The 20,610-nt window shown below is 67.7% G+C and carries 21 protein-coding genes; 16 read left to right on the top strand and 5 right to left on the bottom strand.

Annotation, left to right across the window (positions count from 1 at the left end; genetic code table 11):
- The first annotated feature begins 41 nt into the window (after nucleotides 1-41).
- The 5 genes from LMA02_RS10065 (at nucleotide 42) to guaA (ending at nucleotide 5,728) form a co-directional block, all read left to right on the top strand.
- Nucleotides 42-806 (top strand): DUF899 domain-containing protein, encoded by a 765-nt coding sequence (locus LMA02_RS10065; protein WP_228904637.1) that lies wholly within the window; start codon nucleotides 42-44, stop codon nucleotides 804-806.
- 30 nt (nucleotides 807-836) lie between these two features.
- Entirely contained in the window at nucleotides 837-1,658 is an 822-nt protein-coding gene (locus LMA02_RS10060) for a DUF2182 domain-containing protein (RefSeq protein ID WP_228904636.1), read from the top strand.
- 276 nt (nucleotides 1,659-1,934) lie between these two features.
- A complete protein-coding gene (gene guaB, locus LMA02_RS10055) occupies nucleotides 1,935-3,395 on the top strand; it encodes an IMP dehydrogenase (protein WP_006755813.1) in 1,461 nt (486 codons plus the stop codon).
- A 6-nt stretch (nucleotides 3,396-3,401) separates the two neighbouring features.
- Entirely contained in the window at nucleotides 3,402-4,001 is a 600-nt protein-coding gene (locus LMA02_RS10050; RefSeq protein WP_175660533.1) for a hypothetical protein, read from the top strand.
- 107 nt (nucleotides 4,002-4,108) lie between these two features.
- Complete coding sequence (guaA, locus tag LMA02_RS10045; protein WP_175700498.1) at nucleotides 4,109-5,728, top strand: glutamine-hydrolyzing GMP synthase; 1,620 nt, start codon at nucleotides 4,109-4,111, stop codon at nucleotides 5,726-5,728.
- A gap of 110 nt (nucleotides 5,729-5,838) precedes the next feature.
- Here the strand turns inward: guaA and LMA02_RS10040 are convergent, their stop codons facing one another.
- The 5 genes from LMA02_RS10040 to LMA02_RS10020 form a co-directional block, all read right to left on the bottom strand.
- Nucleotides 5,839-6,159: a gamma-butyrobetaine hydroxylase-like domain-containing protein gene (locus LMA02_RS10040; protein ID WP_228904634.1), complete on the bottom strand. Its 321-nt coding sequence runs from the start codon at nucleotides 6,157-6,159 to the stop codon at nucleotides 5,839-5,841.
- Complete coding sequence (locus tag LMA02_RS10035) at nucleotides 6,156-7,151, bottom strand: HEAT repeat domain-containing protein (protein ID WP_228904631.1); 996 nt, start codon at nucleotides 7,149-7,151, stop codon at nucleotides 6,156-6,158. The genes LMA02_RS10040 and LMA02_RS10035 overlap by 4 nt, the downstream gene beginning before the upstream one ends.
- A gap of 148 nt (nucleotides 7,152-7,299) precedes the next feature.
- Nucleotides 7,300-7,545, bottom strand: a complete 246-nt coding sequence (locus LMA02_RS10030; RefSeq protein ID WP_006755644.1) for a 4Fe-4S dicluster domain-containing protein — start codon at nucleotides 7,543-7,545, stop codon at nucleotides 7,300-7,302.
- A 17-nt stretch (nucleotides 7,546-7,562) separates the two neighbouring features.
- A complete protein-coding gene (locus LMA02_RS10025) occupies nucleotides 7,563-9,302 on the bottom strand; it encodes a fumarate reductase/succinate dehydrogenase flavoprotein subunit (RefSeq protein WP_228904630.1) in 1,740 nt (579 codons plus the stop codon).
- A complete protein-coding gene (locus LMA02_RS10020; protein WP_175660539.1) occupies nucleotides 9,299-10,069 on the bottom strand; it encodes a GntR family transcriptional regulator in 771 nt (256 codons plus the stop codon). The genes LMA02_RS10025 and LMA02_RS10020 overlap by 4 nt, the downstream gene beginning before the upstream one ends.
- A 305-nt stretch (nucleotides 10,070-10,374) precedes the next feature.
- On the opposite strand from LMA02_RS10020, the gene LMA02_RS10015 reads away from it, so the two are divergent.
- The 11 genes from LMA02_RS10015 to LMA02_RS09965 all read left to right on the top strand — a co-directional run bounded on the left by LMA02_RS10015 (nucleotide 10,375) and on the right by LMA02_RS09965 (nucleotide 20,606).
- On the top strand, nucleotides 10,375-11,592 hold the full coding sequence (locus tag LMA02_RS10015; RefSeq protein WP_228904629.1) for an MFS transporter: 1,218 nt from the start codon (nucleotides 10,375-10,377) through the stop codon (nucleotides 11,590-11,592).
- Between the two features lie 282 nt (nucleotides 11,593-11,874).
- Nucleotides 11,875-12,276, top strand: coding sequence for a DnaJ family domain-containing protein (locus tag LMA02_RS10010; RefSeq protein ID WP_006760552.1), 402 nt, complete (start codon nucleotides 11,875-11,877; stop codon nucleotides 12,274-12,276).
- Nucleotides 12,273-12,854 carry a tRNA adenosine(34) deaminase TadA gene (gene tadA / locus LMA02_RS10005; RefSeq protein ID WP_228904628.1) on the top strand — a complete coding sequence of 194 codons (582 nt, stop codon included), beginning with the start codon at nucleotides 12,273-12,275 and terminating at the stop codon, nucleotides 12,852-12,854. Before LMA02_RS10010 ends, tadA begins: the two co-directional genes overlap by 4 nt.
- 109 nt (nucleotides 12,855-12,963) lie before the next feature.
- Nucleotides 12,964-13,902 carry a muramoyltetrapeptide carboxypeptidase gene (gene ldcA / locus LMA02_RS10000; protein ID WP_175797905.1) on the top strand — a complete coding sequence of 313 codons (939 nt, stop codon included), beginning with the start codon at nucleotides 12,964-12,966 and terminating at the stop codon, nucleotides 13,900-13,902.
- 308 nt (nucleotides 13,903-14,210) lie between these two features.
- On the top strand, nucleotides 14,211-14,915 hold the full coding sequence (locus tag LMA02_RS09995; RefSeq protein ID WP_228904626.1) for a GntR family transcriptional regulator: 705 nt from the start codon (nucleotides 14,211-14,213) through the stop codon (nucleotides 14,913-14,915).
- Nucleotides 14,916-15,064: 149 nt separating this feature from the next.
- Entirely contained in the window at nucleotides 15,065-16,549 is a 1,485-nt protein-coding gene (locus LMA02_RS09990) for an NCS1 family nucleobase:cation symporter-1 (RefSeq protein ID WP_228904625.1), read from the top strand.
- Between the two features lie 10 nt (nucleotides 16,550-16,559).
- Nucleotides 16,560-17,399 (top strand): aspartate/glutamate racemase family protein, encoded by an 840-nt coding sequence (locus tag LMA02_RS09985; RefSeq protein ID WP_228904624.1) that lies wholly within the window; start codon nucleotides 16,560-16,562, stop codon nucleotides 17,397-17,399.
- 150 nt (nucleotides 17,400-17,549) lie between these two features.
- Nucleotides 17,550-18,503, top strand: coding sequence for an allantoinase PuuE (puuE, locus tag LMA02_RS09980; RefSeq protein WP_228904623.1), 954 nt, complete (start codon nucleotides 17,550-17,552; stop codon nucleotides 18,501-18,503).
- Nucleotides 18,500-19,021, top strand: coding sequence for a 2-oxo-4-hydroxy-4-carboxy-5-ureidoimidazoline decarboxylase (gene uraD, locus LMA02_RS09975; protein ID WP_228904622.1), 522 nt, complete (start codon nucleotides 18,500-18,502; stop codon nucleotides 19,019-19,021). Before puuE ends, uraD begins: the two co-directional genes overlap by 4 nt.
- Before the next feature lie 62 nt (nucleotides 19,022-19,083).
- A complete protein-coding gene (gene alc / locus LMA02_RS09970; RefSeq protein ID WP_175762889.1) occupies nucleotides 19,084-20,097 on the top strand; it encodes an allantoicase in 1,014 nt (337 codons plus the stop codon).
- Complete coding sequence (locus LMA02_RS09965; protein WP_166723331.1) at nucleotides 20,094-20,606, top strand: ureidoglycolate lyase; 513 nt, start codon at nucleotides 20,094-20,096, stop codon at nucleotides 20,604-20,606. Before alc ends, LMA02_RS09965 begins: the two co-directional genes overlap by 4 nt.
- Nucleotides 20,607-20,610 lie beyond the last annotated feature (4 nt).

Below are 20,610 nucleotides of genomic sequence, written 5' to 3'. Positions count from 1 at the left end.
ATGCGCCGTGCCCGGATCCCTGTCCCAAGGAGGAACCCGCAATGACGAACCATCTCACCGGAACACGCGCCGAATGGCTGGCTGCGCGCCGCGCGCTGCTCGACGCGGAAAAGGCACTGACACGGCAGAGCGACGAGCTCGCGCGGCGGCGCCAGGCGCTGCCGTGGGTGCGCGTCGACAAGACCTACCGGTTCGATACCGAGGACGGCCCGGCGACGCTCGACGATCTGTTCGGCGGCCGCTCGCAGCTGCTCGTCTATCACTTCATGTTCGGCCCCGACTACAAGGCAGGCTGCCCGTCGTGCTCGGCGCTGGCGGATGGCTTCGACGGCTTTGCGGTCCACCTTGCGAACCACGACGTGACGCTCGCCGCGGTGTCGCGCGCGCCGCTCGCGAAGCTGCTCGCGTACCGGCAGCGGATGGGCTGGCGCTTTCCGTGGGCGTCGTCGGACGGCGGCGAGTTCAATTTCGACTTCAACGTGTCGTTCACCGAAGCGCAGCAGCGCGCGGGCGACGTCGAATACAACTACGCGCGGGCCGGCCACGCGATGGACATGGACCCGCCGCCGGCCGCCGTCGCCCAGTTCGCGGCGACGTGCGGCACCGACGCCGCCACGTACGCGCTCGACCGGCCGGGGATGAGCGCGTTCGTGCGCGAGGACGGCGTCGTCTATCACACGTATTCGACCTACGCGCGCGGGCTCGACGGACTGTGGGGCATGTACCAGTGGCTCGATCGCGCTCCGCTCGGGCGCAACGAGACGGGCGTGTGGTGGCGTCGTCATGACGAATACGCACGCGGTTGAGCGCGGGTCGAACTGCAACGGGAGCGAGTGATGGGCATCGCGACGAAATCGGCTGCGACCGGCGCTGCGGCAGGCGGCCGGCTCGCGTTCGGCGCCGCGCTCGTCGCGGTGTTCGCCGCCGCCGCGTGGGCGACGCTCGCGCAGCACGCAGCGATGGACGCGATCGGCGGCATGCCGATGGCGGGCGGCTGGACGCTGTCGGCCGGATGGCTCAGGCCGTGCGGATGGCACGCAGGGCACGCGTTCGCCGGGTTCGCCGGCATGTGGGGCGCGATGACGGTGACGATGATGCTGCCGGTGCTGGCGCCGGTGCTCTGGCGATACCGGCAAAGCCTCGGCCCGGTGGGCGACGCGCGTGCGGCATGGTGCGTCGCGATTGCGGGCGCCGGGTATTTCTCGGTGTGGATGGCGGTCGGTGCGGTGGTGTTTCCCGTCGGTGCCGCGTTGGCGGCGGCCACCACGCGCCTGTCCGCACTCGCTGCCGCAATGCCGTTTGCTGCCGGCGCGGTCATGCTTGGCGCCGGCATGCTGCAGTTTTCCGGCTGGAAGCTGCGCCGGCTTGCGTGCTGCCGGCACGCACCGGACGACGAAGGTGCGCGGCGGGCAGGTGCCGGCGCCGCGTGGCGGCACGGCGTGCGGGCCGCCACGCGGTGCGGTGCCTGCTGCGGGAACCTGATGGCCGTTGCACTGGCGGCCGGCATGATGGATCTACGCGTGATGGCGGTCGTGACGGTGGCCATTGCCGCCGAGCGGCTGGTTCCGGCCGGCGAATGGGTCGCGCGGATGGTCGGAGGCGTCGCGACCGGCGCCGGCGCAGCGATGATCGCGTGTGCCGCGGCGGGGCTCGCCTAGCGGCGCTCGAGGCCGCCACCGCGCATCGAGCGGGGCGGCCGCTGCGCCGCCGTTGGAGCCTGCGTCGTACGGCGACGACGCGCGATCGGCCCGAATTCCGGCCGGCTGCGCGAATGGGTCGATGCCCGGGTGAAACGAAAAGCGATCGAAAACGAACCGAACGGCGATCCGAACGATTCGGCCCCCGAACGCTCGAAGACGGCTAACCCGTTGTTCGTGTTGTGAAAATTCGCGGCGCTTCGCGTATAATTCGCTTTTGCGCCCATAGGATTTGCCATGCGTCTGATCCAAAAAGCACTCACTTTCGATGACGTGCTCCTCGTTCCCGCCTTCTCCGACGTTCTCCCGCGTGACACCAGCCTGAAGACCAAGCTGACCCGCAACATCTCCCTGAACATGCCGCTCGTGTCCGCCGCGATGGACACGGTCACCGAAGGTCGCCTCGCGATCGCGATGGCGCAGCAGGGTGGTGTGGGTATCGTCCACAAGAACCTCACGCCGGCCGAGCAGGCCCGCGAGGTCGCGAAAGTCAAGCGTTTCGAATCGGGTGTCGTGCGCGACCCGATCACGGTCCCGCCGCAGATGAAGGTGCGCGATGTGATCGCGCTGTCGCGTCAGCATGGCATCTCGGGCTTCCCGGTCGTCGAAGGCCCGCAGCTCGTCGGTATCGTCACGAACCGCGACCTGCGTTTCGAATCGCGCCTCGACGAACCGGTCAAGTCGATCATGACGCCGCGCGAGCGTCTCGTCACGGTCAAGGAAGGCACGCCGCTCGCCGAAGCGAAGGCGCTGATGCACAGCCACCGCCTCGAGCGCGTGCTGGTCGTCAACGACGCGTTCGAACTGCGCGGCCTGATGACCGTCAAGGACATCACGAAGCAGACCGAACACCCGGATGCGTGCAAGGACGAACACGGCAAGCTGCGCGCAGGCGCGGCGGTCGGTGTCGGCCCCGACAACGAAGAGCGTGTCGAGCTGCTGGTGCAGGCCGGCGTCGACGTGATCGTCGTCGATACCGCGCATGGTCACAGCAAGGGCGTGCTGGAGCGCGTGCGCTGGGTCAAGCAGAACTTCCCGCACGTCGAGGTGATCGGCGGCAACATCGCGACGGCCGCTGCCGCGAAGGCGCTCGTCGAATACGGCGCGGACGCGGTCAAGGTCGGTATCGGCCCGGGCTCGATCTGCACGACGCGGATCGTCGCGGGCGTCGGCGTGCCGCAGATCAGCGCGATCGCGAACGTGTCGGACGCGCTGAAGGGCACCGGCGTGCCGTGCATCGCCGACGGCGGCGTGCGTTTCTCGGGCGACGTGTCGAAGGCCCTCGCGGCCGGCGCGAACGCGGTGATGATGGGCAGCATGTTCGCGGGCACCGAAGAGGCGCCGGGCGACGTGTTCCTGTATCAGGGCCGCCAGTACAAGTCGTATCGCGGCATGGGTTCGGTCGGCGCGATGAAGGACGGCGCGGCGGACCGCTACTTCCAGGACAACTCCGCGAACATCGACAAGCTCGTGCCGGAAGGCATCGAAGGCCGCGTCGCGTACAAGGGGTCGGTCAACGCGATCCTGTTCCAGCTGGTCGGCGGCGTGCGTGCGAGCATGGGCTACTGCGGCTGCCGCACGATCGACGAACTGCACGACAAGGCCGAATTCGTCCAGATCACCGCGGCGGGCATGCGCGAGTCGCACGTGCACGACGTGCAGATCACGAAGGAAGCACCGAACTACCACGTGGACTAATCGCCGATGAAACCGCTGCTGCGAGCCGTGCTGATCGTCGATGCCATGCTGCTGCTGGGGTTCGGCGTGCTGTTCGTGCTGACACCCTGGCAGGCGTTGTTCAATGCGCTGCAACTCGCGAACATCCAGCCGGCGATGCTCGGCCAGGCGTTCGGCATCGCGCTGCTCGGGCTCGCGTGGCTCGCGTTCCATGCGGCGGTCAACGGCGAACTCACGACGCCCGTCGCGCGCGTGGTCGGCCATGTGAACTGGCTGATCGGCGTGCTGACGGTCGTGTGGTCGTTCGGCACCGGCAACGGTCCCGCGCTCGCGGCCGCCGGCCGGGTGCTGTCGGCGATGGCCGGTGTCGCGCTGATCGTGCTCGGCCTCGGCGGCGTGCGGCTCGCATCGGCCGTGCGGCGGCGCGAGAAGGCGCAGGTGCTCGAGGCCCGGGACGCGAAGCGTCCGGCCGAACCGGCGCCGGCCTCCGCACCGCAGCAGCGGGTCGAACCGGTCGTCGGCCGTCCGGCCGCGCCTGCGGCGCCGGCCGCGGCAGCCACGCCGGCCGCCTCCGACCGATTGTCAGGCAGCGTCGCATTCGACGCGCGCCCGCCGTCGCGGGATTGACCGGCGATGCGTCGCGCGAGCCGCCTGCCGCCCGACGCCGTTGTCCATGTTATTGACGCAGCGCTTCATGCGCTGCTTTTCTTATTCTCTTCATCCCGTCCGCAGCCATGCACGACAAAATCCTGATTCTCGACTTCGGTTCGCAAGTCACCCAACTGATCGCGCGCCGCGTGCGCGAAGCGCACGTCTACTGCGAAATCCACCCGAACGACGTGTCCGACGACTTCGTCCGCGAGTTCGCGCCGAAGGCGGTGATCCTGTCGGGCAGCCACGCGAGCACGTACGAAGACCACCAGCTGCGCGCGCCGCAGGCCGTGTGGGATCTCGGCGTGCCGGTGCTCGGCATCTGCTACGGCATGCAGACGATGGCCGTGCAGCTCGGCGGCAAGGTCGAGTGGAGCGACCACCGCGAATTCGGCTACGCGGAAATGCGCGCGCACGGCCATACGCGCCTGCTCGACGGCATCGAGGATTTCACGACGGCCGAAGGCCACGGCATGCTGAAGGTCTGGATGAGCCACGGCGACAAGGTCGCCGAGCTGCCGCCGGGCTTCGCGCTGATGGCGTCGACGCCGAGCTGCCCGATCGCCGGCATGGCCGACGAGGCGCGCGGCTACTACGCGGTGCAGTTCCACCCGGAAGTCACGCACACGGTGAAGGGCCGCCAGATCATCGAACGCTTCGTGCTGCAGATCGCCGGCGCGAAGCCCGACTGGATCATGAGCAACCACATCGAGGAAGCCGTCGCGAAGATTCGCGAGCAGGTCGGTGACGAGGAAGTGATTCTCGGCCTGTCGGGCGGCGTCGATTCGAGCGTCGCGGCCGCGCTGATCCACCGTGCGATCGGTGACCAGCTGACCTGCGTGTTCGTCGATCACGGCCTGCTGCGCCTGAACGAGGGCAAGATGGTGCTCGACATGTTCGAGGGCCGCCTGCATGCGAAGGTCGTGCACGTCGACGCATCCGAGCAGTTCCTCGGCCACCTGACCGGCGTGACGGATCCGGAAGCGAAGCGCAAGATCATCGGCCGCGAATTCGTCGAGGTGTTCCAGGCCGAAGCGCAGAAGCTGTCGAAGGCGAAGTGGCTCGCACAGGGCACGATCTATCCGGACGTGGTCGAGTCGGGCGGTACGAAGACGAAGAAGGCGACGACGATCAAGAGCCACCACAACGTCGGCGGCTTGCCGGAAACGCTTGGCCTGAAGCTGCTCGAACCGCTGCGCGACCTGTTCAAGGACGAAGTGCGCGAACTGGGTGTCGCGCTCGGCCTGCCGCCGGAGATGGTGTACCGCCATCCGTTCCCGGGCCCGGGCCTCGGCGTGCGGATTCTCGGCGAAGTGAAGCGCGAATACGCGGACTTGCTGCGTCGCGCGGATGCGATCTTCATCGAGGAACTGCGCGGCACGACCGCGACGGCGCAAGACGCGGCAGCCGGCCTGTGCGGCGAGGCCGACGTCGGCAAGACCTGGTACGACCTGACGAGCCAGGCATTCGCGGTGTTCCTGCCGGTGAAGTCGGTCGGCGTGATGGGCGATGGCCGTACGTACGACTACGTGACGTCGCTGCGCGCGGTGCAGACCACCGATTTCATGACCGCGCATTGGGCGCACCTGCCGTACGCGCTGCTCGGCCGTGCGTCGAACCGGATCATCAACGAGGTGCGCGGGATCAACCGTGTGGTGTACGACATCTCGGGCAAGCCGCCGGCGACGATCGAGTGGGAGTGATGCGGCGCCGAGGCGTGCCTCGGTAGCCAATCACGGCATCGGATGATGCGAACGCCCGGCAGGGGAACCTGCCGGGCGTTTTTTTGTGCAGCCCGAGCCGGGATGGCATCTCAGGGCTGCTTCGACAAGCAGGCGGTCGCATCCGCCCGATCTCTGCCGAGCTCCGCCAGATACGGCCACGGATAAATGCCGCGCGCATGACCGTCGCCGAACAGCAGGCGGATGCCGTAGCCGGCCGCTTCCACGCCGTCCAGCGTCAGGCCGGGTTGCGCGTCGACCCGGCCGCCACCGAGACGGATCTTCCGGCATGCGGCGCACGGGCAATCGCTGCGCAACCGCGCGTAGCCGATGCGTTGCATGTCGCCGTCCGGCCAGCGCAGCACCAACGCACGGGCCGCATGATCGACTCGGATCTCGGTCGGCATCATCATCGTGCGTCATCTCCGATCTGCGCGATTGCGATCCGCACGGCTTTGCGCACCTCCGGATCGCGATCCTCAAGAGCGCCGCGCAGCGCGGGCAGCGTCGCCGGATCGCGCAGTTCGCCCAGCGCGAGTGCCGCCTCCTTGCGCAGGTTGCTGATCGCATGCGACAGCAGTCCGACGACGGCCGGCGCCGCGGCCGCGTCGCGCAATTGCCCGAGTGCACGCACCGCACGCAAGCGCACCTGCCAGTAATCGTCGTCGAGCGCGGCGACGAGCGGTGCATGTGCGGCCTCCACGCGCAGCTTGCCGAGCGTCGCGGCGGCTTCCTCGCGTACCTGCCATTCGGCGTCGCGCAGCGCCGCAAGCAACGCGGTGACGACGGCCGCGTCGTCGGGCGCCGCGAATCCGGCCGCACCGATCGCGATGCGCCGCACGTCCGCATGCGTGTCGGTCGTTGCAATGCGCGCGAGCGGCGGCAGCGCGCGGGCGTCCTTGAGCCAGCCGAGCACGGCGACGGCCTCGGCGCGCACGGCCGACACCGGCGCGTCGAGCGCGCGCAGCGCCGGCACGAATGCGTCGGGATCGCGCAGTTCGCGCAACCCGCGCAGCACGGCGACGCGCACGAACGGTTCGGCGTGTTCGGCCCAGCGGCACAGCACGGCGCCGGACGCGACGTCCTTCAGTTCGGACAGGCCTTGCGCGGCGATCGCGCGCACGCCGTCGTCGGGGTCGAACAGCGCACGGCACAGCGCGTCGACGACATCGGGTTGTTCCCACGCGGCAAGCACGCGCGCGGCTTCGCCGCGCACGTCGGCGCACGGATCGTCGCGCAGTGCCGCAACGAAGGTCGGCACGAGCTCGGGATCCTCGAGATCGGCGAGTTCGAGCAGCGCAATGCGGCGCACCGATGCATCGGCTGCGGCAACGCGTGAGACGAGCGCGGCATGGTCGGAATCGTGCGCGCCGGGCAGCGGGAAAGCAGGGGAAGAAGCGGTCATGGTCGAAAACTCGGAGCAGTCAGGAGCGTGCGGTCAGGCGGCGTCGCGCAGCAGAGGCAGCGGCGCTTGATGTCGACGAACGCGCAGCGCAGGTTTCATGTGTCGTGAGCACGGTAGTGGGAAAGCGCCGCGCCGGCGGCGCGCGGGATCAGCGCAGCAGGTACGGGATGTCCACCTTGACCGCGCCGGTCGGGCAATCGCGTTCGCATGGCATGCAGTACCAGCATTCGTCGAACTGCATGTACGCCTTGCCCTTGGTCACGTCGATCGCGAGCAGGTCGAGCGGGCACACGTCGACACAGACGGTGCAGCCCTTGTCGGCGATGCAGCGGTCCTCGTCGATCGTCACGGGCGCGCTGCTGCGCAGGAAGATGTCGTGCGGGGTATGGGGCACGGTAAGGCTCCTCGGAGTCAGAGTACGGCCGCGCGTGCGGCCGGTTCGCGGATGCGCAAGTGCGCGTAGGCGCTGCGTTCGTCGTCGGCGAGCGGCACGACGTAGGGTTCGACCGGCCGCTTCTCGCTGCGCATCGTGCCGTCGACGCTTTTGCGCAGCCAGGTGTGGCAGAACCATTCGGCGTCATTGCGATGCGGGAAGTCGACCCGATGGTGATACAGTCCCCAGCGGCTCTCGGTGCGGAACAGCGACGCACGCGCGGCCATTTCGGCGCAGTCGCGGATCGCGCGCACTTCGGCCGCGCGCATCAGTTCATGCGGGTGATTCGCCTTGATTTCTTCGATATCCTCAGTAATTCCGTCAAAACGTTGCAACCCGATTTCCATCTTGCGCGTCACCTTCGGTGGTTGAAGATAGTCGTTCACCATGCGGCGCAGCTTGTATTCGACCTGCGCCGGCGCGAGGCCGCGCTCGCGCGCGAGCGGCGCGAGCACGCGGGTGCGTTCGGCGGCGACCTGTTCGTCGTCCACCGGCGCGTGATCGCGGCCGGCCACGTAGTCGGCGGCGTTCTGCCCGGCGAACCAGCCGTAGGTGAACGCGCCGAGCATGTAGTTGTGCGGGACGGCGGCCATGTCGCCGGCCGCGTAGAGCCCCGGCACGGTCGTTTCCGCGCGCGCATTCACGTACACGCCGGACGCGCTGTGGCCGCTGCACAAACCGATCTCGGAGATGTGCATCTCGACCATCTGGCGCCGGTAGTCGGTGCCGCGTCCCGCATGGAAGCGGCCGCGGCTCGGCCGCTCGTTCGTGTGCAGGATCTGTTCGATGGTCTGGATCGTTTCCTCGGCGAGGTGGTCGAGCTTCAGGAACACTGGACCGTTGCCGCTTTGCAGTTCCTGGTAGAACTCCCACATCATCTGGCCGCTCCAGTAGTCGCATTCGATGAAGCGCTCGCCCTTGCCGTTCGCGGTGAAGCCGCCGAGCGGGCCCGTCACGTACGCGCAGGCCGGGCCGTTGTAGTCCTTGATCAGCGGGTTGATCTGGAAGCACTCGAGGTTCGCGAGCGCCGCGCCCGCGTGATACGCCATCGCGTAGCCGTCGCCCGCGTTGGTCGGGTTCTCGTACGTGCCCATCAGGTAGCCGGACGCCGGCAGCCCGAGACGGCCGGCCGCGCCGCAGCACAGGATCACGGCCTTCGCGCGGATCACGTGAAAATCGGCGGTGCGGCAGTCGAAGCCGAGCACGCCGCTCGCGCGGCCCTGCGCGTCGGTCAGCACGCGCGTCGCGACGATCCGGTTCGTGATGGCGATGCGCGCGCGCTTCAGCTGCCGGTACAGCACCTTCTTGATGTCGTGTCCTTCCGGCATCGGCAGCACGTACGAACCCATGTGGTGGACCTTCTTCACCGCGTAGTCGCCGGTGCCGTCCTTTTCGAACTTCACACCCCAGCGGTCGAGCTGCTCGATCGTCGCGAAGCTGTGCGTCGCATACGCGTAGACGGCTTCCTGGTCGACGATCCCGTCGTTGGCGATCGTGATCTCGCGCGTGTACTGCTCGGGCGTCGCATGGCCGGGGATCACCGCGTTGTTCAGGCCGTCCATCCCCATCGAGATCGCGCCGCTGCGCTTCACGTTGGCCTTCTCCAGCAGCAGCACGCGCAGTGACGGGTCGCGCTCCTTGGCCTTGATCGCGGCCATCGGGCCGGCCGTGCCGCCGCCGACCACGACGATGTCGTATTCGAGTACATGGGTATTCATTGCGGGTTCCTTGCAGGTTGGAGCGCCTTCTGCCGATCGATGCGCAACCGGTACTGGAAGGCGTCGCCGCGGAAGTACAGGTGTTCGTAGTCGATCGGCGTACCCGACGCGTCGTGCGTCAGGCGCTCGATCCGCAGCACCGGGCTGCTTTCCTCGACGCGCAGCGCATCGACGATTTCATCGTCGGCGAGGATCGCGTCGATCGACACGTCGGCGTGGCCGAGCGGCACGCCGCAGTCGTTCTCGAGGATCAGGAAGATGTCGCGGGTCGCGAGATCCGCGCCCGCGAGCCGCTTGCCGAGCGCCTCGGGCACCCACGTCTGTTCGAGCGACACGGGCTCGCGGTTGAGCAGCCGCACGCGGTGGATCTCGACGAGCGGCGCGCCTTCCGGCACGTTCAGCTTCGTCGCGAGATGGCGGTCGGCCTTCACGGTGCGAACGCTGCGCAGCTGGTTGACGATCTCGTAGCCCATCGACGACATCGCCTCGGCGAAGCCCTGCAGCGACGTCACGTTCTGGAACGCCTTCGGCTTCGACACGAAGGTGCCCTTGCCGTGCAGCCTGAACAACAGACCTTCCTTCTGCAGGTCGCCGAGCGCCTGGCGCACCGTGATGCGGCTCACGTCGAACATCGCGCACAGTTCGTGCTCGGATGGCATCCGGCTGTGCGGCGCATAGGTGCCGTCGAGGATCCGCGCGCGCAGCGTGTCCTTGATCTGCACGTAGAGCGGGGCCGCCGACAGCGGCACGACGTTGGGTGGGGTCATCGGTCAACTTGTTATGACAAGATGACTCGAGTGTAGTGAGCGCGCTCGCGCGTCCAAACCAACGATTTCTGATTTCGACTTTCCGATTCCGGAAAAGCGGGGCGGCGGCGCGGTCGACGCTCGTCGGGATCTGCCCCTTGTCGGTCGCTCGAATCGGCCGACGATCGGACATTCGCGCTGCCCGGTGTCGTGCGTGTCGATTTTCCGGTACGCCGTTCGTCGTGTTGATATCGACCGGGCTGGCCGCGCGGCCGCGGTCCGGTTCCTCATCGATGCCTGTACGACGGAGAGAAAGGAGAGACCATATGCCTGATTCCCGCTATCGCTGGGTGATCGTCGCCGCGGGCGGCCTGATGGGCTGCATCGCGATCGGCGCGATGTTCTCGCTGCCCGTGTTCCTGCGAGCCATTGCACGCGACACGGGCTGGTCGATGACCGGCATTTCCGCCGCGATGACGCTCGGCTTCCTCGCGATGGCCTTCGCGAGCATCGGTTGGGGCAGCCTGTCGGACCGCATCGGCACGCGCGCGGTGGTCGTGACGGGCGCCGTGCTGCTGTCGGTGAGCCTGGCGCTCGCGAGCCGTGCACCGTCGCTGCTCGCGTTCCAGCTGATTTTCGGGCTGGCCGTCGGCAGTGCGACGGCCGCGGTGTTCGCGCCGATGATGGCATGCGTGACCGGCTGGTTCGACACGCACCGCAGCCTCGCGGTATCGCTGGTGTCGGCCGGCATGGGCATGGCGCCGATGACGATGGCGCCGCTCGCGGCCTGGCTCGTGTCGAGCCACGGCTGGCGCACGTCGATGCTGGCGATCGCCGTGCTGGCCGCCGTCGTCATGATTCCGGCGTCGCTGCTCGTGCGCCGTGCGCCCGCGCTTGACGGTCCACTCGACGGGCCGACGTCGGCAGGCGGGCCCGCGACCGCGCCGCTGTCGGTCGGCGGCGCGCTGCGCTCGCCGCAGTTCCTCGTGCTGCTGCTGACCAACTTCTTCTGCTGCGCGACGCACTCCGGCCCGATCTTCCATACGGTCAGCTACGCGGTGACCTGCGGAATCCCGCTGATCGCCGCGGTGTCGATCTACAGCGTCGAGGGGCTCGCGGGCATGGGCGGACGCGTCGCGTTCGGGCTGCTGGGCGACCGCCTCGGCGCGAAGCGCATGCTGGCGGCGGGGCTGCTCGCGCAGGCGCTCGGCGCGCTCGGCTATTACTTCGTGCGCACGCTGGACGGGTTCTACGTGGTCGCGACGCTGTTCGGCTTCATCTATGCGGGCGTGATGCCGCTCTATGCGGTGCTCGCGCGCGAGAACTTCCCGCTGCGGATGATGGGCACCGTGATCGGCGGCTGTGCGATGGCCGGCAGCCTCGGGATGGCGGCGGGGCCGGTCGCCGGCGGCCTGATCGTCGATGCGCTGGGCAGCTACGGCTGGCTGTACCTCGGATCGTTCGCGATCGGCATCGGCGCGTTCCTCGTCGCGATGATGTTCCGGCCGTTTCCCAAGGAGCGCTCGCAGCCGGTCGCCGCATGACCTGGCTGCCCCGAAACGGCGATTTCGGCGGAATGACGAACGCGGGTTCCCCCGGACGAAAATAAAAAAACGGGGGTGGCGTTGCCTGCATAAATCGCGCCAAGACCACGCGAAACCCGCGCGGAGCCTGCTGCGGCGCAGCACAGCGGCAAGTCGCGGCGATCGGCGCGCATGCGCGCCGATTCGGCCCCTAAAAATACAATATCGAGCATCCGTTCGAATGGCCTGTCATACGCGCGTCACCCTGCTAGAATTCGGCTGCCGCATTGTTCCGATTGACTGATGAGACTGCTTGACGCACTGGTCGAACAACGAATCGCCGCCGCCGCCGCGCGGGGCGAGTTCGACGATTTGCCGGGTACCGGCGCGCCGCAGGCGCTGGATGACGACCTGCTCGTACCCGAGGAGGTGCGGGTGGCCAACCGTATCCTGAAGAACGCGGGCTTCGTGCCGCCGGCCGTCGAGCAACTGCGCGCGCTGCGCAACCTGCAGGACGAACTGCAGGCGGTCAGCGACCGCGCCGCGCGCTGCCGGCTGCAGGCGAAGATCCTCGCGCTCGACATGGCGCTCGAATCGCTGCGCGGCGGCCCGATGGTGATGCCGCGCGACTATTGCCGGCGCATCGCGGAACGTCTGTGCGAGCGCGGGCTCGATGACATGCCCGCCGAAGCGGGGCCGATGTGAGCACCGACGCGCTGCACGACGCGGCAGCCGGATCCGCAGCCTCTACCGATTCTCCCGTTCCCGAAACCGCACCCGTGTCGGCGCGCGACCTGCATTTCATGCGTCTCGCGCAGGCCGCCGCCGACGAGGCGCGCGCGGCCGGTGAAGTGCCGGTCGGCGCGGTGCTGGTGTGCGGCGACGAGGTGATCGCACGCGGCTTCAACCATCCGATCGGCGGGCACGACCCGTCGGCCCATGCGGAAATGGCCGCGCTGCGCATGGCCGCGCAGCATCTGCAGAATTACCGGATGCCCGGCTGCGAGCTGTACGTGACGCTCGAACCATGCCTGATGTGCGCGGGCGCGATCATGCACGCACGCATCGCACGGGTCGTCTACGGCGCCGCCGATCCGAAGACGGGCGCATGCGGCAGCGTGATCGACGCGTTCGCGAATCCGCAGCTCAACCACCATACCGAGGTGACCGGCGGCGTGCTCGCCGACGAGTGCGGCGCCGCGCTCAAGTCGTTCTTCGCGGAACGCCGCCGCGCGCTGCGTGAAGCGCGGCTCGCCCGCGACGCCGAAGCCGGCGCGTCATAAGCGCCCCCGAACGCGCCCGTCCCCCGAAGCGGGGCGGGCTGCTCGGTTCCGTGAACCCGAGACGGTTCGGACCCTCTAAGCAGGTTTGACGACCCTGAACCCTTCCGCCATGTCCTTCCAGCCCGCCGCGTCCTACACCATCCGCCTGCTGGCGCCGTCCGGTTATCCGCATGATCCCGACGCGATCAATCGCGCGCTCGAACGCCTAAGCGGCGCGCAGCAGCGCATCGAGAATATCGAGGCGACGCAGCGCCGCTTTCAGCGTTTTGGCGGGACCGACGGCGAGCGGGCAGGCGACCTGAATCGCCTGGCGGATCCGGAGCGCGCGCTGCCGGACATCGGGCTCGCAGTGCGCGGCGGCTACGGTGCCGCCCGCATCCTGCACGGGCTCGACTATCGCGGGCTCGAGCGCCGGCTGCGCGACCAGCCGATCGCGCTGGTGGGCCACAGCGACTTCACCGCGATCCAGCTCGCGCTGTACGCGAAGGCGCGCATCAAGACCTTCGGCGGCCCGATGCTGTCGGCCGACTTCGGCGCGGAAACGCCGAGCGACTTCACGATGCAACACTTCTGGCAGACGCTGTCGCAGCCGACCACGACGATCATCGCCGAAGCGCCGCAGGTGCAGACCGTGAACGTGACGGGCACGCTGTGGGGCGGCAACCTTGCGATCCTCACGTCGCTCGTCGGCACGCCGTACATGCCCGATATCGAAGGTGGCATCCTGTTCATCGAGGACGTCAACGAGCAGCCGTTCCGGATCGAACGGATGATCTACCAGCTGCATCTGTCGGGGCTGCTCGCGCGCCAGCAGGCGCTCGTGCTCGGGCAGTTCACGGGCGCGCGGCCGTTCGACTACGACAACGGCTACGACATGCAGGCGATGATCGACCAGGTGCGCTCGGTGATCGGCATCCCGGTCGTCACGGGGCTGCAGTTCGGTCACGTGCCCGACCTGCTGACGCTGCCGTTCGGCGCGCAGGCGCAGCTCGTCGCGAATGCGCACGGTTTCCGGCTTACGCTGTCGGACTATCCGCATCTCGGCTGAGCCGGGCAGGCACCATCGAAAGGCGGGGGTTCCCCGCCTTTTCTTTAGGTAAGTGTGCAACTAACGGTCATAAATTTTCATCACCGCCGATCGGGTTTGTCTCATGGCGTGCACCATTTTTGTCAACAAAATAGCCGGAAGGGTCTACACCGGAAACCGCCTTGAATAAGCGTGAGATTCTTGGTGTGCCTGGATTTCGTGCGCCGCGCACGGATCTGGCGCGACGGCGTGCACACGGATTGTGCGCATTTCAGGAAAAGAATTGTTGACAATCTTTATGTCCATCCTAGGATGAGGACCATCACACGATGCAGATCATGAACGAGCCCGATTCCCCTCCGTCCGGTACGGCCGGCCCCGAAGCGATCGCCGAGCGGATCCGCACGGCGATCCTCGAGCATCGGCTCGCGCCCGGCGCGAAGCTGACGGAGGCGCAGCTCTGCGACGTGTTCAGCGTGAAGCGCGGGACGATCCGGCAGGCGCTCGCGCTGCTCGCGGCCGACAAGCTGGTCGATCTCGAGCCGAACCGCGGTGCGTTCGTCGCGAGTCCGACGCTGCAGGACGTGCACGAGGTGTTCGAGATGCGCCGGATCATCGAGCTGGCCGTCGTCGAGCGGCTCGCGACGGGGCCGGGCGCGAAGCGGCTGAAGGGTGTCGCCGCGCTGATCGACAAGGAACGCAAGGCGTTCGAGCGGCACGATTTCGCGGCGTGGATCCGCCTGTCGGGCGAATTCCATACGGCGCTCGCGGCGCTGACGGGCAATGCGACGCTCTGCGAGTGCCTCGACGGGCTCGTCGCACGCTCGACGCTGATGTCGGCGCTGTATGAATCGCACGGGCGCAGCCCGTGCTCGTGCGATGACCACGACGAGATCCTGAGCGCGCTGGAAGCGGGGGATCCGAAGCGGGCGGTGACGCTGATGGCGCACCACCTGCAGCATGTCGAACTGAAGATGCTGGACCGGCCCGCGCAAGGGCAGGTCGATTTGCGCGAAGTGTTCGGCGGCGCCTGAGCGGCGACGCGAACCGGCCCGCGCGCCACACGACGAGAGCAATGCAGGCCGGCGGTTTGCGCCGCCGGCCGCCAGTCCGACTCCGGGCGACGATCCGGAGCGATATCGATGACGGTGGAGCGGCCGGGCGGCCGCGTCAAGGAGAAGTCATGGCTCAGTTCAGTGTGGCGCACGACAGCACCTATCCGGCGGAAGAACGCGGCGAGGGCGGGGGTTCCCCGTTGCCGGACGGTTACAGTCAACGTTTGTACAACGAAGATTTAGCACCCCTTAAAAATCAGACATGGGGTGCGTACAACATCTTCGCGTTCTGGATGTCGGACGTGCACAGCGTCGGCGGCTACGTGTTCGCCGGCAGCCTGTTCGCGCTCGGGCTGACGAGCTGGCAGGTGCTGATCGCACTGATCGTCGGCATCACGATCGTGAACCGGCTGTGCAACCTGATCGCGCGCCCGAGCCAGCAGATCGGCGTGCCGTATCCGGTCGCGTGCCGCGCGACGTTCGGCGTGCTCGGCGCGAACGTGCCGGCCGTGATCCGCGGGTTGATCGCGATCGCGTGGTACGGCATCCAGACCTATCTCGCGTCCAGCGCGCTCGTGATCGTCGTGCTGAAGTTTTTCCCGCAATGGCTGCCGTACGCGGACGTCCATCGTTACGGCTTCCTCGGGCTGTCCGCGGTCGGCTGGGCCGGCTTCATGCTGCTGTGGGTGCTGCAGGCGTTCGTGTTCTGGAACGGGATGGAGACGATCAAGAAGTTCATCGACTTCGCGGGCCCGGCCGTCTACGTCGTGATGTTCATCCTGGCCGGCTACATGGTGTGGCGCGCGGGCTGGCGCAACATCGGCCTGAACCTCGGCGGCGTCAAGTATCACGGCGCGGAAGTGATTCCGGTGATGATCACGGCCGTGTCGCTCGTTGTGTCGTACTTCTCCGGGCCGATGCTGAACTTCGGCGACTTCTCGCGCTACTGCCGCTCGTTCGGCGACGTGAAGCGCGGCAACTTCTGGGGGCTGCCGGTCAACTTCCTCGCGTTCTCGCTCGTCACGGTGATCACGACGGCCGCGACGCTGCCGGTGTTCGGCGAACTCATCACCGACCCCGTCGCGACGGTCGGCCGCATCGATCATCCGACCGCGGTGATCCTCGGCGCGCTGACCTTCACGATCGCGACGATCGGCATCAACATCGTTGCGAACTTCGTGTCGCCCGCGTTCGACTTCTCGAACGTCGCGCCGCGGCTGATCAGCTGGCGCGCGGGCGGGATGCTCGCCGCCGTCGCGTCGATTTTCATCACGCCATGGAACCTGTTCAACAACCCGGCCGTGATCCACTACACGCTCGACGTGCTCGGCGCATTCATCGGCCCGCTGTACGGCGTGCTGATCGCCGACTTCTACCTCGTCAAGCGCGGCCGCCTCGTGCGCGACGACCTCTACACGATGTCGGAGAGCGGCACCTACTGGTACACGGGCGGCGTGAACCGCCGCGCGCTCGCCGCGCTGCTGCCGGCCGCGGTGATCGCGGTCGTCTGCGTGATGGTGCCGGGCTGGCAGGCTGCCGCGAACTTCTCGTGGTTCATCGGCGCGGGGCTCGGCTTCGTGTTCTACCGGCTGCTCGTGAGCACGAAGGCCTGAGGAGCGCGCGATGAAGATCAAGCTGATCAATCCGAATACGACGCAGCGGATGACGGATGCGATGGGCCGCTGCGCGCGTGAAGTCGCGGCCGCGGGCACCGAGATCGTCGCGGTGAGCCCGCCAATGGGGCCGCCGTCGATCGAAGGCTATTACGACGAGGCGCTCGCGACGCCCGGGCTCCTCGCCGAGATCGCGCAGGGCGAGCGCGACGGCTGCGACGCGTACGTGATCGCGTGTTTCGGCGATCCGGGCCTGTATGCGGCGCGCGAGGTCGCGCGCGGGCCGGTGATCGGGATCGCCGAGGCGGCGATGCACGCGGCGAGCGTGCTCGCGCCGGGCTTCTCGGTCGTCACGACGCTCGCGCGCACCTGCGGGATGGCATGGCATCTCGCCGAGCGCTACGGGATGAAGCGGTTCTGCCGCAACGTGCGCGCGACCGACGTCGCGGTGCTCGAGCTCGACCGGCCAGGCTCGGCCGCGCGGCGGATCATCGTCGACGAATGCCGGCGCGCGCTCGACGAGGACGGCGCCGACGCGATCGTGCTCGGCTGTGCGGGGATGGCCGAATTCGCGCACGAGATCGAGCAGCAGATCGGCGCGCCGGTCGTGGAAGGCGTGACGGCGGCCGTCAAGTGGGCCGAGGCGCTCGTCGCGCTGCGCCTCGCGACCGCGAAGCGCGGCGACTATGCGCGGCCGCTGCCGAAGCGCTATGACGGCGAATTCGCGCGCTTCAGCCCCGCAGAGGACGCTTCGCCGGCCGCGCCGGCCGCCACCACCACGGGGCGCAGCGGGACCGCCGAGCCGGAACGGGCGCCGAATTTGCCGCACCCGCACATACACACCGTCTGACCTGCACTATCTGCGCCGCTGTATGGGCGCGTCTGCACCTTTTCGCTACACTGGGCCGTCATCGCATCGCCCCGCGCGGCCGGCCTCCGGCACACGCGCGGGTCGATGCGAACCCATTATTCCGGCAAGCTTTCGTCGCACTTCGAACCCATGTCACTCGATTCCAACTATCCTCGCGACCTGATTGGCTACGGCCGCCATCCCGTGCAGGCGAACTGGCCCGGGCGCGCCCGCGTCGCCGTGCAATTCGTCCTGAACTACGAGGAGGGCGGCGAGAACTGCGTGCTGCACGGCGATCCGGGCTCCGAGCAGTTCCTGTCCGAAATCGTCGGCGCGGCCGCGTATCCGGACCGCCACATGAGCATGGAGTCGATCTACGAATACGGTTCGCGTGCCGGCGTATGGCGCATCCTGCGCGAATTCGAGAAGCGCGGGCTGCCGCTGACGGTGTTCGGCGTCGGCATGGCGATCGAGCGCCATCCGGAACTGGCGCGCGCGTTCGTCGAGCTCGGTCATGAGATCGCGTGCCACGGCTGGCGCTGGATCCACTACCAGAGCATGACGCCCGAACTCGAGGCCGAGCACATGCGCCTCGGGATGGAAGCGATCGAGCGCGTGACGGGCGAGCGCCCGCTTGGCTGGTATACCGGCCGCGACAGCCCGAACACGCACCGTCTCGTCGCGGAATACGGCGGCTTCCTGTACGACTCCGACAACTATGGCGACGACCTGCCGTTCTGGATGGACGTCGCCGTGTCGGGCGGCGGTACGTCGCCGCAGCTGATCGTCCCGTACACGCTCGATACGAACGACATGCGCTTCGCGACGCCGCAGGGCTTCAACACCGGCGATCACTTCTTCGACTACCTGCGCGACGCATTCGACGTGCTGTACGCCGAGGGCGACGAAGCGCCGAAGATGCTGTCGATCGGCATGCACTGCCGGTTGCTGGGCCGGCCGGGGCGTTTTCGCGGGCTGCAGCGTTTCCTCGACCACATCGAGCAGCACGATCGCGTATGGGTGACGCGCCGTGTCGATATCGCGCGTCATTGGCGTGAACATCATCCGTATCAGCCCAATCATCGAAACGAAGGGAAAGCATGAAGGCGATGCGTTACACGTTGGATCAACTGAACACGATGGCGCCGAGCGCATTCGTCGCGGCGCTGTCGGGGATCTTCGAACATTCGCCGTGGGTGGCCGAGGTCGCCGCGGCCGAGCGGCCGTTCGCGAGCATCGACGCGCTGCACAAGACGATGTCGGGTGCGGTCGAGACGGGTGGCGAAGCGCGCCAGCTCGCCCTGATCAACGCTCACCCGGAGCTGGCCGGCAAGGCCGCCGTGCGCGGCGAGCTGACGGCCGAGTCGACGCGCGAGCAGAGCGGCGCGGGTCTCGACCAGTGCACGCAGGAAGAGTTCGACAAGCTGCTGACGCTGAACCGCACGTATCGCGAGAAGTTCGGTTTCCCGTTCATCCTCGCGGTGCGCGGCTATGACCGGCACGGCATCATCGCGAACTTCGAGTCGCGCGTGAATCACTCACGCACCGAGGAACTGCGCGCGAGCCTCGACCAGATCTACCGGATCGCGCGCTTTCGCCTCGACGACCTGATCGACGCCTGACACCGCAACACGGCCTGCTGCGTCGCAGCGGCCTGATCGTCTCACTGAAACAAGGAAACATCATGGCTGTTCCGCTTCTCGATCCCAACGCACCCGATTTCACGCGGCGCTACGTGAACCTTGCCGACCCGCGTCTCGGTGCGCAGGCGCTCGAGGCCAGCGACGACTTCTTCGCGCCGAAGGACCGGATGCTGAACCCCGAGCCGGCGGTGTTCATCCCCGGCAAGTACGACGATCACGGCAAGTGGATGGACGGCTGGGAGACGCGCCGCAAGCGCACGACGGGCTATGACTGGTGCATCGTCAAGCTCGCGCGGCCGGGCGTGATCAAGGGTTTCGACATCGACACGAGCCACTTCACCGGCAATTTCCCGCCGGCCGCGTCGATCGAGGCCGCGTACGTGGCCGATGGCGCGCCGACGCATGCGACCGAGTGGGTCGAGATCGTGCCGTCGACGACGCTGCAGGGCAACAGCCATCACTACGTCGAAGCGAGCGATGCCCGTGCGTTCACGCACCTGCGCGTGAACATCTATCCGGACGGCGGCATCGCGCGCCTGCGCGTGTACGGCCAGCCGCAGCTCGACTGGGCCGGCGCGAGCGCGACCGAGCAATTCGACCTCGCGGCGATGGAAAACGGCGGCTACGTGGTGGCCGCGAACAACCAGCACTTCGGCGTCGCGTCGAACCTGCTGCTGCCGGGCCGCGGCGTGAACATGGGCGACGGCTGGGAAACCCGGCGGCGCCGCGAACCGGGCAACGACTGGGCGATCATCGCGCTCGCGCAGCCGGGCGTGATCCGCAAGATCGAAGTCGATACCGCGTTCTTCAAGGGCAACTACCCGGACCGCTGCTCGATCCAGGCCGCGTACGTGTCGGGCGGCACCGACAGCTCGCTGATCACGCAGTCGATGTTCTGGCCGGTGCTGCTCGGCGAACAGAAGCTGCAGATGGACAAGCAGCATTACTTCGAACACGAAATCGCCTCGTTGGGCCCGGTAACCCACGTACGCCTGAACATCATTCCGGACGGTGGCGTATCACGCGTGCGTCTGTGGGGGACGCTCGACAAATGAAGACGCTTGCCATCGAACCGCTGACCAAGGAAGCGTTCGCGCCGTTCGGCGACGTGATCGAAACGGAGGGCGCGAAGCAGATTCCGATCAACCTCGGCACGACGATCCGCTTTCACGATCTCGCGAAAGTCGACGTGGCGGACGAAGACGGCCGCACGCTCGTCAACCTGTTTCGCGGTCAGCCGCGCACGCTGCCGTTCGAAGTGAAGATGCTGGAGCGGCACCCGCTCGGCAGCCAGGCGTTCGTGCCGCTGAACGACCAGCCGTATCTCGTCGTCGTCGCGCCGGCGGGCGATCTCGATGCGTCGAAGATCCGCGCGTTCGTGACGAGCGGGTGGCAGGGCGTCAACTATGCGAAGGGCGTGTGGCATCACCCGCTGATCGCACTCGGCGGCGTCAGCGACTTCATCGTCGTCGATCGCGGCGGTGAAGGCCTGAACCTGAACGAGCAGGACCTGCAGGAATCGCTGTGGCTTACCGAGGACGCACTCGATGCGCTGACAGCCTGAGCCG

This window comes from Burkholderia sp. B21-005 (assembly GCF_020843965.1).
Classification (GTDB): Bacteria; Pseudomonadota; Gammaproteobacteria; order Burkholderiales; family Burkholderiaceae; genus Burkholderia; species Burkholderia ambifaria.
This window is presented reverse-complemented; position numbering and strand designations above follow the sequence as displayed.

Coding starts and splice junctions, on each gene's coding strand:
- guaA (WP_175700498.1), top strand. CDS start 4,109: ATGCACGACAAAATCCTGATTCTCGACTTCGGTTCGCAAGTCACCCAA.
- LMA02_RS10065 (WP_228904637.1), top strand. CDS start 42: ATGACGAACCATCTCACCGGAACACGCGCCGAATGGCTGGCTGCGCGC.
- alc (WP_175762889.1), top strand. CDS start 19,084: ATGGCTGTTCCGCTTCTCGATCCCAACGCACCCGATTTCACGCGGCGC.
- LMA02_RS10035 (WP_228904631.1), bottom strand. CDS start 7,151: ATGACCGCTTCTTCCCCTGCTTTCCCGCTGCCCGGCGCGCACGATTCC.
- LMA02_RS09990 (WP_228904625.1), top strand. CDS start 15,065: ATGGCTCAGTTCAGTGTGGCGCACGACAGCACCTATCCGGCGGAAGAA.
- uraD (WP_228904622.1), top strand. CDS start 18,500: ATGAAGGCGATGCGTTACACGTTGGATCAACTGAACACGATGGCGCCG.
- LMA02_RS10060 (WP_228904636.1), top strand. CDS start 837: ATGGGCATCGCGACGAAATCGGCTGCGACCGGCGCTGCGGCAGGCGGC.
- LMA02_RS10010 (WP_006760552.1), top strand. CDS start 11,875: ATGAGACTGCTTGACGCACTGGTCGAACAACGAATCGCCGCCGCCGCC.
- LMA02_RS10020 (WP_175660539.1), bottom strand. CDS start 10,069: ATGACCCCACCCAACGTCGTGCCGCTGTCGGCGGCCCCGCTCTACGTG.
- ldcA (WP_175797905.1), top strand. CDS start 12,964: ATGTCCTTCCAGCCCGCCGCGTCCTACACCATCCGCCTGCTGGCGCCG.
- LMA02_RS10025 (WP_228904630.1), bottom strand. CDS start 9,302: ATGAATACCCATGTACTCGAATACGACATCGTCGTGGTCGGCGGCGGC.
- LMA02_RS09985 (WP_228904624.1), top strand. CDS start 16,560: ATGAAGATCAAGCTGATCAATCCGAATACGACGCAGCGGATGACGGAT.
- LMA02_RS09965 (WP_166723331.1), top strand. CDS start 20,094: ATGAAGACGCTTGCCATCGAACCGCTGACCAAGGAAGCGTTCGCGCCG.
- guaB (WP_006755813.1), top strand. CDS start 1,935: ATGCGTCTGATCCAAAAAGCACTCACTTTCGATGACGTGCTCCTCGTT.
- LMA02_RS10050 (WP_175660533.1), top strand. CDS start 3,402: ATGAAACCGCTGCTGCGAGCCGTGCTGATCGTCGATGCCATGCTGCTG.
- LMA02_RS10040 (WP_228904634.1), bottom strand. CDS start 6,159: ATGATGATGCCGACCGAGATCCGAGTCGATCATGCGGCCCGTGCGTTG.
- LMA02_RS09995 (WP_228904626.1), top strand. CDS start 14,211: ATGCAGATCATGAACGAGCCCGATTCCCCTCCGTCCGGTACGGCCGGC.
- LMA02_RS10015 (WP_228904629.1), top strand. CDS start 10,375: ATGCCTGATTCCCGCTATCGCTGGGTGATCGTCGCCGCGGGCGGCCTG.
- puuE (WP_228904623.1), top strand. CDS start 17,550: ATGTCACTCGATTCCAACTATCCTCGCGACCTGATTGGCTACGGCCGC.